This is a genomic window from Paraburkholderia silvatlantica (assembly GCF_003096715.1).
Classification (GTDB): Bacteria; Pseudomonadota; Gammaproteobacteria; order Burkholderiales; family Burkholderiaceae; genus Paraburkholderia; species Paraburkholderia silvatlantica.
In genome coordinates this window covers 197,326-214,495 of the sequence record NZ_QEOL01000007.1, presented here as the reverse complement: position 1 = coordinate 214,495, position 17,170 = coordinate 197,326, and the positions used below count along the sequence as shown (strand labels likewise).

At 65.8% G+C, this 17,170-nt stretch carries 13 protein-coding genes and 1 pseudogene; 10 read left to right on the top strand and 4 right to left on the bottom strand.

Annotation, left to right across the window (positions count from 1 at the left end; genetic code table 11):
- Positions 1 to 120: 120 nt before the first annotated feature.
- Positions 121 to 816 carry a YdcF family protein gene (locus C7411_RS12470; protein ID WP_373682584.1) on the bottom strand — a complete coding sequence of 232 codons (696 nt, stop codon included), beginning with the start codon at positions 814 to 816 and terminating at the stop codon, positions 121 to 123.
- Between the two features lie 318 nt (positions 817 to 1,134).
- Here C7411_RS12470 and C7411_RS12465 point away from each other — a divergent pair, with 318 nt between their 5' ends.
- Positions 1,135 to 1,449 (top strand): hypothetical protein, encoded by a 315-nt coding sequence (locus C7411_RS12465; protein WP_069267881.1) that lies wholly within the window; start codon positions 1,135 to 1,137, stop codon positions 1,447 to 1,449.
- 242 nt (positions 1,450 to 1,691) lie between these two features.
- Here the strand turns inward: C7411_RS12465 and C7411_RS12460 are convergent, their stop codons facing one another.
- Entirely contained in the window at positions 1,692 to 1,979 is a 288-nt protein-coding gene (locus C7411_RS12460) for a hypothetical protein (RefSeq protein ID WP_110384594.1), read from the bottom strand.
- A gap of 301 nt (positions 1,980 to 2,280) precedes the next feature.
- Positions 2,281 to 2,676 (bottom strand): annotated as a pseudogene (locus tag C7411_RS12455) (transposase); the annotation flags it as partial.
- A gap of 425 nt (positions 2,677 to 3,101) precedes the next feature.
- On the opposite strand from C7411_RS12455, the gene C7411_RS12450 reads away from it, so the two are divergent.
- The 9 genes from C7411_RS12450 to truB all read left to right on the top strand — a co-directional run bounded on the left by C7411_RS12450 (position 3,102) and on the right by truB (position 15,499).
- Complete coding sequence (locus C7411_RS12450) at positions 3,102 to 4,004, top strand: LysR family transcriptional regulator (protein WP_110384593.1); 903 nt, start codon at positions 3,102 to 3,104, stop codon at positions 4,002 to 4,004.
- Between the two features lie 96 nt (positions 4,005 to 4,100).
- Positions 4,101 to 5,300: a pyridoxal phosphate-dependent aminotransferase gene (locus C7411_RS12445; RefSeq protein WP_110384592.1), complete on the top strand. Its 1,200-nt coding sequence runs from the start codon at positions 4,101 to 4,103 to the stop codon at positions 5,298 to 5,300.
- Between the two features lie 349 nt (positions 5,301 to 5,649).
- Positions 5,650 to 6,606 (top strand): SMC-Scp complex subunit ScpB, encoded by a 957-nt coding sequence (gene scpB / locus C7411_RS12440; RefSeq protein ID WP_110384591.1) that lies wholly within the window; start codon positions 5,650 to 5,652, stop codon positions 6,604 to 6,606.
- 62 nt (positions 6,607 to 6,668) lie between these two features.
- Positions 6,669 to 8,414 carry a 23S rRNA pseudouridine(2605) synthase RluB gene (rluB, locus tag C7411_RS12435; protein WP_110384590.1) on the top strand — a complete coding sequence of 582 codons (1,746 nt, stop codon included), beginning with the start codon at positions 6,669 to 6,671 and terminating at the stop codon, positions 8,412 to 8,414.
- Positions 8,415 to 8,916: 502 nt separating this feature from the next.
- Positions 8,917 to 9,375, top strand: coding sequence for a ribosome maturation factor RimP (gene rimP, locus C7411_RS12430; protein WP_110384653.1), 459 nt, complete (start codon positions 8,917 to 8,919; stop codon positions 9,373 to 9,375).
- A complete protein-coding gene (gene nusA, locus C7411_RS12425; RefSeq protein WP_069267875.1) occupies positions 9,372 to 10,847 on the top strand; it encodes a transcription termination factor NusA in 1,476 nt (491 codons plus the stop codon). Before rimP ends, nusA begins: the two co-directional genes overlap by 4 nt.
- A 155-nt stretch (positions 10,848 to 11,002) precedes the next feature.
- The gene (infB, locus tag C7411_RS12420) at positions 11,003 to 13,960 is read left to right on the top strand and encodes a translation initiation factor IF-2 (RefSeq protein ID WP_110384589.1); all 2,958 of its coding nucleotides are present in this window, start codon (positions 11,003 to 11,005) and stop codon (positions 13,958 to 13,960) included.
- 196 nt (positions 13,961 to 14,156) lie between these two features.
- On the top strand, positions 14,157 to 14,522 hold the full coding sequence (gene rbfA / locus C7411_RS12415; protein WP_042272510.1) for a 30S ribosome-binding factor RbfA: 366 nt from the start codon (positions 14,157 to 14,159) through the stop codon (positions 14,520 to 14,522).
- 8 nt (positions 14,523 to 14,530) lie between these two features.
- A complete protein-coding gene (truB, locus tag C7411_RS12410; protein ID WP_110384588.1) occupies positions 14,531 to 15,499 on the top strand; it encodes a tRNA pseudouridine(55) synthase TruB in 969 nt (322 codons plus the stop codon).
- Positions 15,500 to 15,604: 105 nt separating this feature from the next.
- Here the strand turns inward: truB and C7411_RS12405 are convergent, their stop codons facing one another.
- Positions 15,605 to 17,170 carry a DHA2 family efflux MFS transporter permease subunit gene (locus C7411_RS12405; protein ID WP_110384587.1) on the bottom strand — a complete coding sequence of 522 codons (1,566 nt, stop codon included), beginning with the start codon at positions 17,168 to 17,170 and terminating at the stop codon, positions 15,605 to 15,607.

Here is a 17,170-nt window from a genome sequence, read left to right as displayed (position 1 = left end):
CCTGTCCAAGCAGGATGGACACACCATTCTAACGATCAAATACTCGCGCCAGATGACATCATGTAAGCCGTTCGCACGGGAGTTACATCTCGTTACATCTGACGTCGCCTAACGGTCATCCTAGAACCAGCCGATCATCCGATACACATAAAACTGCGCAATCCCGATCGATTCGTGGAGCGCCGTTTCGGCTGACTTGAGATTTGCGATGCGCGGGAGCAGGCCGCGCTCGGCGCGGCGCACGCTGGAAACCGCAGGCAGCGGGTTCATGTCGAAGCGCCGGAAATCGAGCATCGCGCGGCGCATCTGGTACGAGGATGTCACGAGCAGGAGTGTTTCATCGTTTCCGGCCCGCACGATGGGCGCGACGTTGCGCGCGTTCTGATACGTCGTAAGGCTCTGGTTTTCCAGCACGAGGTCGGCGCTCGGCACACCGGCGCGCAGCAGGTAGGGCGCGTAGTTGTCTGCCTCGGCGCTCGCGTGGTGCTGCGGGTTGCCGCCGCTCACGATCACGCGGCACGTGCCGCCCGCGCGCGCGCATTGCGCGTACAGTTTGGCGGCAAGGGCAATGCGTGCGTAGACGTCGTGCTTGGGAACCAGTCGGCCATCGCGCATTTGCGTGCCGCCGCCGAGCATGATGATGGCGGTGCACGCACCGAAGCGCGCCGGGCCGATTTTCGCCTGATCGTAGGGAGTGCGATACAACTCCGGCTGGGCGATATCGAGCAGCACCCCGGTGAGCCAGCCGGTCGCGAGCAGCCAGAAGACCGCGGCCGCGCAGGCCGCGACACGCCAGCGCGCGTTGCGCCACATCAGGCCGAGCGCAACAAATAGCACAAACAAAACGAATAGAATCAATTTGGATGAGGTAACGTATTGTTTTCGGGAAAATGCGCGTCCAACCGACCTTTGCGCCGCGAGCGTGGCGCGGCGTTGGCCGTGCGGGAAGCGGTGAAGCCGCTTTCTTTCACGGGGGCCCGGATAACCTGCAGTCCCTGCCGCTGCACAGCGCACGGATAGGGCGCGTGGGCCCGCCAGGGCACCGTCTGCGCCGTTCTCAGGCCCGCATTGCGCCGGTAGCTGGCTCGCGCGAGGCTCAATGATCGCAGGACTGCATTTTAAGAAAGAAGTGAGATGACCACGTATTCCAACGAAGCAGTACTCGAAGCGCTGAGGCGGGTGCAGTATCGGCAGGTCCCGTGGGCGCGTCGTCCTGAAGTGTTCCAGTATTTGCGCGATCTCGGCATGATGGACATCGTCCGGCAGCGCACGGTTGCGCCGGCGCCGGGTTTCCATGCGCCGGTCGATATTGCGGTGCTGACCGATCGCGGCCGCGCCGAATTCGCCCGGCTCGCGCGCGACGAGCGCACGGTCCAGTGGAGCGCGCATCGCGTGGCCGACTACGTCGCCGAGCGCGTGCCCCAATCCGGCCTCGAAGCCAGCCAGTAGCACTCCACCTTCTTCGTCCCACCCCAAAAAAAAGCCCGCATCGAAAGATACGGGCTTACCGGAATTACTGCTGCCACGCTGTGCTTGATGGCGTAAGGGTAGACCGCATGCGACGCGCGGTGGTTCCCCGGGGCAGGGTATATGCTGAGCCGCGAGGTTTCGAAGGCGGTTTCGCAGCCCTGCGTCATCGCTGTTCATTCATCGGTTCCGGCAGTCCCTTCGCTCGCGTCTGGCTGGCAGGCTCACCGCCGCTGCGTCGGTTCCTGCCTCTGCGGCGCGCTGCGGCGGGCATTGTCCGTAATGTCGCCGCGCAAATCGCCGCGCGGCACCGGTGGGTGGCCCGCGTTCGGGCCGGGCGCTGCGGGCGGCAGCGCATGCGCGCCGGAGTGCGACATCGACCACGTCGGTGCGGAGGCATGCGGAGGCTGGGCTGTGGCGCTGAACGATACGAACGACGCCGTCGGCGCGAAGAGGGCGAGGGTGGACAGCGAAACCATGATGCCCCGGATGGGCAGGTTCATGGATTTCATGGTGGTTCCCCCGTCAATCCTGTTTCTTGACGTTAATCGACATGGTCCTAAGCTAACGTCGGACGCGAAAGCGCGCTGTAAATATTGGTAAAGAGTTGTATCGCGCGGTGCCGATCGCTTTGTTGCGGATGCAGCGATGGCAAAGGCAGTCTGGATGAGCCGGAGAAAGCGGCCGTATGGACGCAGGGCCGCAGCGCGGTCTGCAGCGCAACGACATGTGCAAGGAGTGGGAGGAAAACACGCCGGGTGCGCGGAACACCCGGCGGGAAAGCAAATGAAGCGCCCAATAAAGTGTGGTTCAGGCCATCTTGACCGGCGCGCGCCACGATTCCGGGTTGGTCCAGAATGCGCCGCGCAGGCGGTCACGGCTGGGCGGCGCGGGCGGCTTGGTCGCCGTGGCGCCGATACGGCCGCGCAGCGAAATTTCACGCCCGTTCGTGCTCAGCCGCTTGACGATCTCGGCAAGCGTGCCGTCTGCCTGCCACTCGTCGAAACGACGGCGGCAAGTCGGCGGCGAGGGGTAGCGCCCCGGCAGCTTGGACCAGCCTTCACCCGTCGAAAGCACCCAGAGCACCGCATTGACCACAGCACGCGCTTCGACGCGAGGCCGTCCGCGCCGTTCGCTCCGTGCCGGTTCAGCACAGAACAACGCCTCGACCAGCGCCCATTCGTTGTCTCTCAAATCGTCGAACAGCATCATGTTTCACCTCAGCGAAGCTATCTCCGGTGCGCTGCCCCGCGCTGCGCACTCTTCATGGACTCCCGGCCGGATGCCGGAGTACCAGGCGGGCCCGGCTGAATCGCCCCGGACTGCATGTTTCCGGTACGTCCATCGAACCTGTGCGTGCCTTAATGCGAAAACTGTGCCAGCACGTACGTTCCCGTCTTGAAGCCGCGTGGCGTCAAGCCCGCGCGGGAGATTGCCAGGGGCGTATAAGACTCGAAAACACTTGTCGAGAAAATCGGGAGAATCACCAATCTTGTGCAGACAAGCCCGTCCGACGTGCGCTTGCGCCGTATTGCTGCATTGCGGCGAATAATGGGCCGCGCGGTTCCTCTACCCGTAACGATGGGTGTCCGGCATAAAATTGCATGAAAACGGACAATTCATGAGGCGAGCGGATGAATGTGACGCTGCGGCAGTTGCGGGTCTTCATCGAGGTCGCCCGGCTGCAGAGCTTTAGCCGGGCAGGGGACGAAATCGGGCTTACGCAGTCTGCGGTGAGCCGCTGTGTGCGCGAGCTCGAAGCCGAGATTGGCGTGAAGCTCGTCGACCGGACCACGCGCGAGGTCCAGCTCACCGATGTCGGCGCAAACCTGATCGCGAGCATTCCACGCCTGCTGGGCGATCTCGATGACGCCTTGCGCGAAATTCGCGAGATCGGCGAGCAGCGGCGCGGCCGCGTCGTCGTGGCGGCCAGTCCGACGGTTGCGTGCCGTTTGATGCCCCAGGTCGTGGCCGCGTGCGGGCGGCAGTTTCCCTACATTACGCTTGGCTTGCGCGACGACGTGCAGAGCGATGTCGTACGCAAGATCCGCTCGGGCGAAGTGGACTTCGGCGTCATCATCGGGCCCTTTGCCGGTGAGGATCTCGAAACGCAATGCCTGACCACGGACTCGTTCTGCGTGGTCGTGCGCGGCGATCATGCGCTCGCGCTGAGCCAGGAAGTCTCGTGGAAGGAGCTGGACGGCGAGCGTCTCGTGATGCTCGACTATGCCTCTGGCAGCCGTCCGCTCATCGACGCTGTGATGAGCGAGCAGGGCGTGCGCGCACGGGTGGTGCAGGAGCTGGGTCATCCGGCCACGGTCTTCGGGCTCGTCGAGGCGGGCGTGGGCATCAGCGTGCTGCCCTGGCTCGCGCTGCCCGTGCCGGCGGGCGCGCCGTTGCTTGCGCGGCCACTTGTGCCGCGCGCGGAGCGCACCGTCGAACTCGTGCGGCGGCGCGACCGCTCGCTTTCCCCGGCCGCCGAAGCGGTCTGGTCGCTGATCCGTCAACTTGCCGGTCAGCCCGAAGCGCAGCACTGAAGCCGCCGCGCCGAAGCTTGCAGGCGTGGACCTCATTGCGCTGGGCCGCGCGCTACACTCCATGTTTTCCCACATTCTGTGCCACCCGAAACCCCGATGAGCGATTTCGAACCGTCGTCCTCCCTCTGCCTGCCGCGCGAAGCGGTGCGTGCGTTGCGCTCGTCGCAGATCCGCGAAGTGGCGAACGCCGGGTTCGGCGTTCCCGACGTGCTGCCGTTCTGGTTCGGCGAGTCCGACCGCGTGACGCCGCCCTTCATCCGCGAGGCGGCCGCTGAAGCGCTCGGCCGCGGCGACACGTTCTATACGCACAACCTCGGCATCGCGCCGCTGCGCGAATCGCTCGCGCGCTATGTGAGCGAACTGCACGGCGCGACGTCGGTGGACAATCTGGCGGTCACGAGCGCCGGCGTCAACGCGCTGATGCTGGCGGCGCAACTCGTCGTCGGCGCGGGCGACCGGGTGGTGGCGGTGACCCCGCTGTGGCCGAACCTCGTCGAAATCCCGAAGATCCTCGGCGCCACAGTCGAAACGGTCTCGCTCGGCTACGGAGAACACGGCTGGACGCTCGATCTCGACCGGCTGCTGGCGGCGCTCACGCCCGATACGCGTCTGCTCATGATCAACTCGCCGAACAATCCGACCGGCTGGGTGATGACGCGCGACCAGCAGCGCGCGGTGCTCGAGCATTGCCGGCGCCTCGGCATCTGGATCGTCGCCGACGAGGTCTACGAGCGCCTTTACTACGGCGACGCGGGTGAGCGCACCGCGCCCTCGTTCCTCGATCTTGCGTCGCGCGAAGAGCGCCTGATCTGCGTCAACTCGTTCTCGAAGGCCTGGCTCATGACCGGCTGGCGGCTCGGCTGGATGGTCGTGCCGCGCAGCTTGACCGACGATCTGGGCAAGCTGGTCGAGTACAACACCTCGTGCGCGCCCTCGTTCGTGCAGCAGGCCGGCATTGCCGCAGTCGAGCACGGCGAGTCGTTCACGCGCGCGCTGGTGGCCGATCTGCGCGCCTCGCGCGACCATCTCGCCGCGGCGCTGGCGAAGCTGCCCGGTGTCGACCTGAAAGTGCCGCGCGGCGCGATGTACCTCTTTTTCCGGCTGGCGGGCGCGCAGAACAGCCTCGAACTGTGCAAGGCGCTGGTGCGCGAGGCGGGCCTCGGCCTCGCGCCGGGCAGTGCGTTCGGCCCGCAAGGGGAAGGCTTCGTGCGCTGGTGCTATGCGTGCGATCCGGCGCGGCTCGACGCGGGTGTCGAGCGGCTCGCGCGCTACCTGGAGACGGTGGGAGCGCACTGAGCGCGCGTCGGCCGGCACGCACTCGCGCCATGCGCCGGCATGGCGCGAGCGGGCACAAAGCGTTGGCGGGGCCGGGGTTAAGATGAGGCCGCTCATGCGCAATAGCGTCTTTACGCACCCAGCGTTTTTGCGTAATATGACGCTCAGTCAAGCGATTCCCTGCGGGAACTTCGCGGCTCCCTCCGGCTGGGTCTGGCTCTTTGCCTGAATTTCGGCCCCCCGGTGCGTGCTCCCATCAATATGACCGATCAGAATCGGGCGAGCGCGTCTCCAGTTCCATATCGTCTTTCGTCTGTCTGATCCGGTTCCTTGAACCTGATTTACCTTACTTAGGGTCTGACCTGGCTGCATGAATACCCAAGAGGCGAAAATCGTCCTCGAGACTGCATTGATCTGCACGCAGGAGCCGTTGAAGATCGGCGAACTGCGCAAACTGTTTGCCGACGACATTTCGGCCGACACGGTTCGCAACCTGCTCGAAGACCTGCGGCATGAATGGTCCGGGCGCGGGGTCGAGCTGGTGGGGCTCGCGTCGGGCTGGCGCTTTCAGAGCAAGCCGGCCATGCGGACGTACCTTGACCGGTTGCACCCCGAAAAGCCGCCGCGCTATTCGCGCGCGGTCCTCGAAACGCTTGCGATCATCGCGTACCGGCAGCCGGTCACGCGCGGCGACATCGAGGAAATTCGCGGCGTCACGGTCAACACGCAGGTCGTCAAACAGCTCGAGGACCGTAACTGGATCGAAGTCATCGGTCATCGCGACGTGCCGGGCCGTCCGGCGCTCTATGCAACGACACGGGAGTTTCTGGACGATCTCGGCCTGAAGTCGCTCGACGAATTGCCGCCGCTCGACGACCCGTCGAGCCAGTTCGGCGAGCAACTGCTTGCCCAGCATGCGATCGAGTTTCCCGATAGCGCCGCGGCGCAGTTCGTCGGGGAAGGCCAGCCCGGAGTTGGCACCGATGCCGCGGGCGCGGAAGATGCGCTGACTCCGGTAGCCCACGGCGCAGCGTCGGGCGTCGAAACATCGGGCGATGAAACGCCTGCCCAGCCCGAGACGCACGCGACGGAAACAACGCACGAGGCGGCAGGGGCAAACGTTGCATATGCAGCCGATGCCCCGGGCGAAGCGGTACATGACGAAACACGTCTCGCGCAGCACGGGCCAGCCCCGGACGCTCATGCGCAGGATGCCGCGCACGCAGCCGATGCGGCTGGCGAAGAAGAACACGAAGACCGCCGCGACGCGGCGCAGGACGACCCCGTCTCGACGACGGACGACGAAGCCGCACGACGCGGCATCTGAAGCAACAAGCATTTTTGACGCGCCCCGCAAGCGGGCGCGCAACCTGACATTTTGAGGTTGTTTTGACTGATATCCACGACACCGATTCGACCGACGCGTCCGAATCCGCGCGCCGCGCGTCCTCCGCGCGCGACGACGACACGCGTGCTTCGCAGGTCGAAGGCGAAGCACAGGGCGGCGAGGGCGAAGAGCGTCCGCGCCGCGGCCTGCGCCGCGGGCCGCGCAGCCTGATCGCGCGCCGCCGCGCCGGCGCGAAGGCCAAGGCGGCTGAAGGCGCGGAGGGCGCCGACGTGTCCGCAGCGCCCGCTGCCGCATCGGAAGCGACGCCTGAGCGCGCTCCCGCCGGGCGCGCACCGCGCAAGGACGCAGGCGCAAAGAAGCCGGGCCGCCGCCAGAACGCGGGCGCCGCCGCTCAGGGCGAGCGTCAGGGCGAACGTCAGCAGGGCACGGGCAAGCGCCAGAAGGGCCAGGGCCGGGGCGAAGGCCAGCCGGCAGCCGCCGCGGGCGAGTCCACGCAGGATGACCTGTTCCTCTACGTGACGTCGCCGGCGTTCGACGCCGACAACGGCACCGGTCCGGGCGTGCGCGCACCGATGCTGCGCCGCGGCCGTGCCCAGCAGCCCAAGCGCGTGCTGAGCCCGGACGACGACGCGCCCAAGCTGCACAAGGTCCTGGCGGATGCCGGCATGGGCTCGCGCCGCGACATGGAAGAGCTGATCATCGCCGGGCGCGTCTCGGTGAACGGCGAGCCCGCGCACATCGGCCAGCGCATTCTGCCGACCGACCAGGTCCGCATCAATGGCAAGCCCATCAAGCGCAAGCTGCAGAACAAGCCGCCGCGCGTGCTGATCTATCACAAGCCGACCGGCGAAATCGTGAGCCACGCCGATCCGGAAGGCCGTCCCTCCGTGTTCGACCGTCTGCCGCCGATGAAGACGGCGAAGTGGCTGGCCGTCGGCCGTCTGGACTTCAACACCGAAGGTCTGCTGATGCTGACCACCTCGGGGGATCTGGCCAACCGTTTCATGCATCCGCGCTACAGCGTGGAGCGCGAATATGCCGTGCGCGTGGTGGGCGAGCTGACCGAAGGCAATCGCCAGAAGCTGCTCAAGGGCGTCGAGCTCGAGGACGGCCCCGCGAGTTTCCTGCGCATCCGCGACGGCGGCGGCGAAGGCACGAATCACTGGTATCACGTCGCGCTGGCCGAAGGCCGTAACCGCGAAGTGCGCCGCATGTTCGAGGCGGCGGGCCTGATGGTGAGCCGCCTGATCCGCACGCGCCACGGCCCGATCGCGCTGCCCAAGGGCCTCAAGCGCGGCCGCTGGGAAGAGCTCGAGGACAACCAGGTGCGCGCACTGATGGCAGCGGTCGGCCTGAAGGCGCCGAGCGAGGAGAAGGGCGGCCGCGGCGGCAAGGAACAGGAGCGCCGCCAGCCCGATCCGATGCAGACGTCGATGGGCTTCATCAACCGCGAGCCGGTGCTCAGCTCGCACGGCGCGATGGCTCAGCCTCGCCAGGGCCAGGGACGGCGCGGCGCTGCGGGCGGCTTCGGCGGAGCGGGCGCCGGACACGGCAACTTCGGCGCGGGCGGGTTCGGCGGCCGTGGCGGCAACCGTGCAGGCGGCCGCGATGTCGACGGCAACCGCGCGCCGGGCGCACAGGGCAAGCGTGCGGGCGGCAATGCCAACGGCAATCGCCGCAGCGGTCCCGGCAACGGCGGCAATGCCAATCCCAATGGCAACCGCGCGGGCGGGAACAGCCGTGGCGGCCAGCGTGGCACGCCGCGCAACCGCACGCGCGGGCATTGATCCCGCGAGGTGCGCGCCGCCCGGCTGCAGCATGCGGCGCGCAGCGCGGCCATGCAACGGCGGCGATGCGCGCGGTTAGCGCGCAAAACACCGGAAAAGCCCGCTTGCGAGCCTGTAAATAACGGCAAAAGGCGGCTCGGGCTTGACCGGTGATTTGCGTTAATGTGCAAAAAAGGCTAGAATCACAAAGTCGCTGGGCGTGCGGCTTTTTTCTGCGCTGTAATACGCGCCCCAGGTGCGACCACCTGGCTAAGTGAGAAGATGGGCGTTTCGCCCATTTTTTTTTGGTTCGCCCCAAATTGGATATCAACAGATGCCGACGTTCGCGTTCGGCATTGTCAATTTGGGAGTCGTCCAGACATTCCGGGTCGTTCGTCATCGTGGGGCAGGTAGGTGAGAAGCGCGCGCTCACCTGGCGCGCGGCCCGCGAATTCCTGGCGAAGCAAGAATCAAGGCGAAGGAAGTTGCTGGCCCGCTGCGCAGAACATCTGGAGTGGGCATTGTGCAACTGACGGAACTGATTGAAACCACGGTCACCGGGCTCGGTTACGAGCTGGTCGACCTCGAGCGCACCGGGCGCGGCATGCTGACCATCTTCATCGATCAGCCCGCGGGGATCGCGATCGAGGACTGCGAGAAGGTCACGCGTCAGCTGCAGCACGTTCTGACGGTCGAGAACATCGACTACGAGCGGCTCGAAGTTTCGTCGCCCGGTCTCGACCGTCCGCTGAAGAAACTGGCGGACTTCGAACGCTTCGCAGGCTGCGAAGCGGTAATCACGTTGAAAAAGCCATTGGACGGACGGAAATCGTACCGGGGCATCGTGCATGCTCCCGAAGGCGAGTCCATCGGTCTGGAATTCGAAGGGAAGGCGGGTCCCGCGATGCTCGATTTCACGCTCGCGGACATCGACAAGGCACGCCTTATCCCCAAAGTTGACTTTAGGAGCCGCAAACAATGAGTCGCGAAGTGTTGATGCTGGTGGATGCGCTGGCACGCGAGAAGAATGTCGACAAGGACGTGGTGTTCGCCGCCCTTGAAGCGGCGCTTGCGTCGGCCTCCAAGAAACTCTTCGACGAGGATGCGGATATCCGCGTGCATATCGACCGCGAAAGCGGCGAGCACGAAACGTTCCGCCGCTGGCGCGTCGTCCCGGACGAGGCAGGCTTGCAGGAGCCGGACCAGGAAATCCTGCTGTTCGAAGCCCGCGAGCAAGACCCGGAAGCGCAGATCGACGGCTTCGTCGAGCAGCCGGTGCCTTCGGTCGAGTTCGGCCGTATCGGCGCGCAGGCCGCCAAGCAGGTCATCCTGCAGAAGGTGCGCGACGCCGAGCGCGAGCAGATCCTGAACGACTTCCTCGAGCGCGGCGAAAGCATCATGACCGGTACGGTCAAGCGCATGGACAAGGGCAACTTCATCGTCGAATCCGGCCGTGTGGAAGCGCTGCTGCGCCGCGACCAGCTGATTCCGAAGGAAAACCTGCGCGTGGGCGACCGCGTGCGCGCCTGGATCGGCAAGGTCGACCGCACCGCGCGCGGCCCGCAGATCGAACTCTCGCGCACGGCGCCCGAGTTCCTGATGAAGCTGTTCGAAATGGAAGTGCCCGAAATCGAACAAGGCCTACTCGAGATCAAGGCGGCGGCGCGCGATCCAGGCGTGCGCGCCAAGATCGGCGTGGTGGCCTACGACAAGCGCATCGACCCGATCGGCACCTGCGTCGGCATCCGCGGCTCGCGCGTGCAGGCCGTGCGCAACGAGCTCGGTGGCGAAAACGTCGACATCGTGCTATGGTCGGAAGATCCTGCCCAGTTCGTGATCGGCGCGCTCGCGCCGGCTGCCGTGCAGTCGATCGTCGTCGACGAGGAAAAACACTCGATGGACGTCGTGGTCGACGAGAGCGAACTCGCGGTCGCGATCGGCCGTAGTGGCCAGAACGTGCGTCTCGCCAGCGAACTGACCGGCTGGCAAATCAATATCATGACGCCGGATGAATCCGCGCAAAAGCAGAATCAGGAGCGCACGGTGCTGCGCGACCTGTTCATGGCGCGTCTCGACGTGGATGAAGAAGTCGCCGACATCCTGATCGACGAAGGCTTCACGAGCCTCGAAGAGATCGCCTACGTGCCGCTCAACGAAATGCTGGAAATCGAGGCGTTCGACGAGGACACCGTGCACGAGCTGCGCAACCGCGCTCGCGACGCGCTGCTCACGCAGGCCATCGCGAACGAAGAGAAGGTGGAAAGCGCCGCGCTGGACCTGAAGAGTCTGGACGGAATCGACCCGGACCTGCTCGCGAAACTGGCGCAGCATGAAGTTCACACCCGCGACGAGCTCGCCGAGCTGGCCGTGGACGAGCTGGTCGAAATGACGGGAATGGAAGAGGACGCCGCCAAGGCGTTGATCATGAAGGCGCGTGAGCACTGGTTCCAGTGACCCGGCAACGGGAAACTGCAACAGGGCGCGACGAGCAGGAAGCGACCATGACCCACTGAACTGAACGCGGCGGAGCCTTGCAGGACGCGAGGCACCGAAGGCCGCATGACCCGATGTCAACCGCAAGGAATCGGTCCTTGCATTAAGAGGAATGAATGGCGAGTAACAACGTAGCCCAATTTGCCGCGGAACTGAAAATGCCTGCCGGCGTGCTGCTCGAGCAGCTGCAGGCGGCGGGTGTCACGAAAGCGAGCGAGAGCGATGCTTTGTCGGAGACCGACAAGGCACGTCTGCTCGATCACTTGCGCAAGTCTCACGGCTCGACTGATGCAGACAAGCGCAAGATCACGCTGACGAAACGGCATACGTCGGAGATCAAGCAGTCCGATTCGACGGGTAAGGCTCGCACCATTCAGGTCGAGGTGCGCAAGAAGCGCACGTTCGTCCGCCGCGACGAGTCCGCCGGTGAGGCGGAGGCATCGAATCATGCAGCCGAGGCAGCCGCTGCCGCCGAAGAGGCGGAGCTGCAGCGCCGCGAGGAAGAAGCGCGCCGCGAGGCAGAACTGCTCGAGCGTCAGGCTCAGGAGCTCAAGGAGCGCCAGGAACTGCTCGCGCGCGAAGAGTCGGAGCGCCGTGCGCGCGAAGAGGCCGCCGAGGCCGAGCGCCGCCGTGCCGAAGAAGAAGCGGCAAAGAAGAAGGCAGCGGCCGAAGCCGCCGCTCGCGAGCTGGCCGCTCAGGCCGTGGCCGCGCAGCGCAACGCCGAAGCGGAAGCGAAAGAAGTGAAGCAGCAGCAGGACCAGCAGGAAGAACAGCGCGCCGCCGCCGAGCGCGCCGCGCAGCGCGAAGCGGCCCAGAAGGCCGAAGCCGCCGCACGCGAAGCCGTCGAAAAGGCGCAGAAGGAACAGGACGAGATCGCCCGCCGCCGCGCGGCTGCCGAAGCCGAAGCGCGCGCGATCCGCGAAATGATGAACACGCCGCGCAAGGCGCAGGTGAAGGCGCCCGAGCCGCCCAAGCCCGTCGAGCCGGCGAAGCCCGCTGAAGCGAAGGGCACGCTGCACAAGCCGGCCCGTCCGGAAGGTGCGCCGGCGCGTCCGGCCGCCGGTGCAGGCGCCGCGGCGAAGAAGCCGGCCACGACGGCCGCGCCTTCGACGAGCGCGCCGGGTGCCGGCGCGGGCGACCGCAACAAGAAGCCGGGTGCGGGCAAGGGCGGCTGGCAGGACGACGCGGCCAAGCGCCGTGGCATCAAGACGCGCGGCGACTCGTCGGGCGGCGTGGACCGCGGCTGGCGCGGCGGCCCGAAGGGCCGTGGCCGTCACCAGGACGCTTCGACGTTCCAGGCGCCGACCGAGCCGATCGTGCGTGAAGTGCACGTGCCGGAAACCATCACGGTGGCCGACCTCGCGCACAAGATGTCCGTGAAGGCGTCGGAAGTCATCAAGGCGATGATGAAGATGGGCCAGATGGTCACCATCAACCAGATGCTCGACCAGGAAACGGCGATGATCATCGTCGAGGAACTCGGCCACCGTGCGGTTGCCGCCAAGCTCGACGATCCGGAAGCGCTGCTGGTCGAAGGGCAGGCGACGTCCACGGACGCCGAGCAACTGCCGCGTCCGCCGGTCGTCACGGTCATGGGTCACGTCGACCACGGCAAGACCTCGCTGCTCGACTACATCCGCCGCGCCAAGGTTGCGGCGGGCGAAGCGGGCGGCATTACGCAGCACATCGGCGCTTACCACGTCGAAACGCCGCGTGGCGTCATCACGTTCCTCGATACGCCGGGTCACGAGGCCTTTACGGCCATGCGTGCCCGCGGTGCGAAGGCGACCGACATCGTCATTCTGGTGGTCGCAGCCGACGACGGCGTGATGCCGCAAACGAAGGAGGCGATCTCGCACGCCAAGGCCGCGGGTGTGCCGCTCGTCGTGGCGATCAACAAGATCGACAAGCCCGATGCGAACCCCGAGCGCGTCAAGCAGGAGCTCGTGGCCGAAGGCGTCGTGCCGGAAGAGTACGGCGGCGACTCGCCGTTCGTGCCGGTGTCGGCGAAGACGGGCGCGGGCATCGACGACCTGCTCGAAAACGTGCTGCTGCAAGCCGAAGTGCTGGAACTGAAGGCGCCTGTGGAAGCACCGGCGAAGGGTCTCGTGATCGAAGCGAAGCTCGACAAGGGTAAGGGTCCGGTTGCAACGATCCTCGTCCAGTCGGGTACGCTCAATCGCGGCGACGTCGTGCTGGCGGGCAGCGCCTATGGCCGCGTTCGCGCGATGCTCGACGAGACGGGCAAGCCCACGAAGGAAGCGGGCCCGTCGATTCCGGTCGAGATCCAGGGTCTTTCGGAAGTGCCGGGCGCGGGCGAAGAAGTCATCGTCCTGCCGGACGAGCGCAAGGCGCGCGAAATCGCGATGTTCCGTCAAGGCAAGTTCCGCGACGTCAAGCTCGCGAAGCAGCAGGCCGCGAAGCTCGAAAACATGCTCGAGCAAATGGGCGAAGGCGAAGTGCAGAACCTCCCGCTCATCGTCAAGGCCGACGTGCAGGGCTCGCAGGAAGCGCTGGTTCACGCGCTCCTCAAGCTCTCGACGAGCGAAGTGCGTGTGCAGATCGTGCACGCCGCGGTGGGTGGCATCAGCGAAAGCGACGTCAATCTGGCAACGGCTTCGAAGGCGGTCATCATCGGCTTCAACACACGCGCCGACGCACTGGCGCGCAAGCTTGCCGAAACGAACGGCGTGGATATCCGCTACTACAACATCATCTATGACGCAGTGGATGAGGTGAAGGCGGCGATGTCGGGCATGCTGGCGCCGGAGAAGCGCGAAGTCATTACCGGCATGGTCGAAGTGCGCCAGGTCTTCAAGGTGCCGAAGGTCGGCACGGTGGCGGGCTGTATGGTCACGGACGGTATCGTCAAGCGTTCGTCGTCGGTGCGCGTGCTGCGCAACAACGTGGTCATCCACACCGGCGAACTCGACTCGCTCAAGCGCTTCAAGGACGACGTCAAGGAAGTCAAGCAAGGCTTCGAGTGCGGTATGTCGATCAAGAACTTCAACGACATCGTCGAAGGCGACCAGTTCGAAGTGTTCGAGATCACCGAAGTCGCGCGCACGCTGTAATGCAGCGGCGCCCGCGGGCTGGCCTCCGGGCCGCCCGCCTGGCCGCGAGTTTGACGCGGCTTTGCCGCGGGTTGCCGATAACGGGCGGGGGCAGGCGCTGGCCAGCCCCGCCCGTTTTGTTTTTTGCGCGGTGCGTATGCGCCTTCATGGACGCAACGCCGCCTGAATGCCTCGCAGATCAAGAGGTGGAACCATCATGCCGAAAAAACGTACTTCCCCGAATCGCAACGTGCAGATCGCGGATCAGATCCAGCGCGACCTGTCTGAGTTGATGCGCGAAGTGAAGGACCCGCGAATCGGGCTCGTGACGATCCAGAGCGTCGAACTGACTCCCGACTACGCGCACGCCAAGGTCTACTTCACGACCCTCACGGGCGACCCGAAGACCACGCAGGAAGCGCTCAATCACGCCGCAGGCCATCTGCACAACCAGCTCTTCAAGCGCCTGCACATTCACACGGTGCCGACGCTGCATTTCCACTATGACCAGTCGGTCGAGAAGGGTGTCGAGATGTCGCGCCTGATCGACGAGGCGAACGCGACGCGCGCGAAGGACGACTGACGCGGGCAATGACTGCATCATCGAAACAGAATCAGGGCGCGGGGCGACCCAGGGTCCCGCGCCGTCTGCTCGACGGCGTGCTGCTGCTCGACAAGCCCGTTGGCCTTTCCAGCAACGACGCGCTGATTCGTGCGAAGCGCCTGTACCGGGTGAAGAAGGCCGGCCACACTGGCACGCTCGATCCGCTCGCGTCGGGTCTGCTGCCGCTGTGCTTTGGCGAGGCGACCAAGTTTTCGCAGGATCTGCTCGAAGCCGACAAGACCTATGAGGCGACCATGCGCCTCGGCATTCGCACGGCCACCGGCGACGCCGAAGGCGAGGCGATCGAAACGCGCGAGGTCGCCTGCGACGAAGCCACTGTGCGCGAGGCGATGACGCGCTTTCTCGGCGACATTGTGCAGGTCCCGCCGATGTATTCGGCGCTCAAGCGCGACGGCAAGCCGCTTTATGAATATGCGCGTGCGGGCCAGACGGTCGAGCGCGAAGGGCGCGAGGTGAAGATCCTTGCGCTGGAGATGATCGCCTGCGCGCTTCCCGAGCTTCCTGAGGTGACGTTTCGCGTGACGTGCAGCAAGGGCACGTACGTCCGCACGCTTGCTGAAGATATCGGCGAGGCGCTGGGTTGCGGCGCGCATCTCGTGATGCTGCGGCGCACGGGGGTGGGTGCGCTCACGCTCGAGCATGCGGTGACGCTCGACGCGCTCACCGCCGCCGACGAGCCCGAGCGCGACGCCTGGCTGCGCCCCGTCGATGCGCTGCTCTCCACGTTCCCCGCCGTGACGCTCGACGCTGAAGCGGCGCGCCGCTTCGCGCATGGCCAGCGCTTGCCGCTCAACGAGCTGCTGCTCGATCGCGCGGTTTGCGAAGCGGCTGAACGCGTGCGCGTATACGCGCAAGACGGGCGCCTGCTCGGCGTCGCGAAGGCCGCCAATGGCGTACTGGCGCCTGAGCGGCTGGTCGTGAGCGGCGCAGCCTGAGCGGACGCAATTCGCGCTGCGGGCGCACAAACAAAAACGGCACGCCGGTGAACAACCGGACGTGCCGTTCTGCTATGGACAGCCGCAAGGGCTGGCGCATCGACCTCAATGCGCCGCCGAGGCTGCCGCACCCGCGTCCGCTCCACCGGCGCGCTCGGGGCGCGTGATCCAGATCAGCGCGATCAGCACGATGAAGATCACCGAGGAAATCCAGAACAGGTCGTTCACGCCGAGCTGCGCGGCCTGCTGCGAGAGCATCCGGTCGAACAGCCCATGCGCCTGCGAAGGATCGAGACCCACGCCCTGGAACTGCTGCATCGACTGGTTGAAGACCGGGTTGGTCGGCGTCGCCACTTCGGTCAGGCGCGCGTGGTGAAACGTCGTGCGGTGATCCCATGCTGTCTCGAAGATCGAGGTGCCGATGCCGCCGCACATGATCCGCACGAAGTTCGACAGGCCCGAAGCAGCGGGAATGCGGTGGCCCGGCAGACCCGAAAGCGTGATCGACACGAGCGGAATGAAGAGGCCCGCCATGCCAATGCCCTGAATGAGCGTCGGCAGCGTGAGCGCCCAGGTGTCCACCCCCGTGGTATAGCGCGAACGCATCCAGAAGCACAGCGCGAACACGATGAACGCCGTGGTCGCGATATAGCGCGGGTCGGTGCGCGGCAGGATCTTGCCCGTGATCGGCGAGAGCAGGACGGCGAAGAAGCCCACGGGCGCCATCACGAGGCCCGCGTCGGTGGCCGTGTAGCCGATCGAGGTCTGCAGCCAGAGCGGCAGCAGCACGAGGTTGCCGAAGTACAGTCCGTAGCCCACCGAAAGCGCGATCGTGCCGCCCGTGAAATTGCGCCGCGCGAACAGCGACAGGTCCACCACGGGGTGATCGGCGGTCAGTTCCCACACCACGAAGAACGCGAATGCGATCACGGCGGTGAGCGCGAGCACGACGATCGTGGTCGACGAGAACCAGTCGAGGTCCTTGCCTTTGTCGAGCATCACCTGCAGCGAGCCCACCCAGACGATGAGCAGCGCGAGGCCCACGCCGTCGATCGGCGCCTTCTTCACGACCGAATCGCGGTTGCGGAAGATGGCCCACGTGGCGAGCGCCGCGACGATGCCGACGGGGATGTTCACGTAGAAGATCCACGGCCACGAAATGTTGTCGGAGATCCAGCCGCCGAGAATCGGGCCGGCCACCGGCGCGATCAGTGTGGTCATCGACCACATCGAGAGCGCCATGGGCGCCTTCGCGCGCGGGTAGCTCGCGAGCAGCAGCGTTTGCGAAAGCGGGATCATCGGGCCGGCCACGGCGCCTTGCAGCACGCGCGAGGCGAGCAGGAAGGGCAGCGTGGGCGCGAGGCCGCACATCCACGACGAGATCACGAACAGGATGATCGACGCCATAAAAAGGCGCACCTGGCCGATACGGTCGGTGAGCCAGCCCGTGAGCGGCACCGAAATCGCGTTGGCCACCGCGAACGAGGTGATGACCCACGTGCCCTGGTCCGACGACACGCCGAGGTCGCCCGAGATCGATGGGATCGACACGTTCGCGATCGAGGTGTCGAGCACGTTCATGAACACCGCGAGCGACACCGCGATGGTGCCGATCACGAGTTGCGCGCCCTGTAGCGGCGGATGCGCGACGGGTTGTTGTGCTGCTGCCAT

What these genes read in the sequence shown, in the direction of transcription:
- nusA (WP_069267875.1), top strand. Translation starts at nt 9,372, where the DNA reads ATGAGTCGCGAAGTGTTGATGCTGGTGGATGCGCTGGCACGCGAGAAG.
- C7411_RS12445 (WP_110384592.1), top strand. Translation starts at nt 4,101, where the DNA reads ATGAGCGATTTCGAACCGTCGTCCTCCCTCTGCCTGCCGCGCGAAGCG.
- rbfA (WP_042272510.1), top strand. Translation starts at nt 14,157, where the DNA reads ATGCCGAAAAAACGTACTTCCCCGAATCGCAACGTGCAGATCGCGGAT.
- infB (WP_110384589.1), top strand. Translation starts at nt 11,003, where the DNA reads ATGGCGAGTAACAACGTAGCCCAATTTGCCGCGGAACTGAAAATGCCT.
- truB (WP_110384588.1), top strand. Translation starts at nt 14,531, where the DNA reads ATGACTGCATCATCGAAACAGAATCAGGGCGCGGGGCGACCCAGGGTC.
- C7411_RS12465 (WP_069267881.1), top strand. Translation starts at nt 1,135, where the DNA reads ATGACCACGTATTCCAACGAAGCAGTACTCGAAGCGCTGAGGCGGGTG.
- C7411_RS12405 (WP_110384587.1), bottom strand. Translation starts at nt 17,170, where the DNA reads ATGGCAGCAGCACAACAACCCGTCGCGCATCCGCCGCTACAGGGCGCG.
- scpB (WP_110384591.1), top strand. Translation starts at nt 5,650, where the DNA reads ATGAATACCCAAGAGGCGAAAATCGTCCTCGAGACTGCATTGATCTGC.
- C7411_RS12460 (WP_110384594.1), bottom strand. Translation starts at nt 1,979, where the DNA reads ATGAAATCCATGAACCTGCCCATCCGGGGCATCATGGTTTCGCTGTCC.
- C7411_RS12450 (WP_110384593.1), top strand. Translation starts at nt 3,102, where the DNA reads ATGAATGTGACGCTGCGGCAGTTGCGGGTCTTCATCGAGGTCGCCCGG.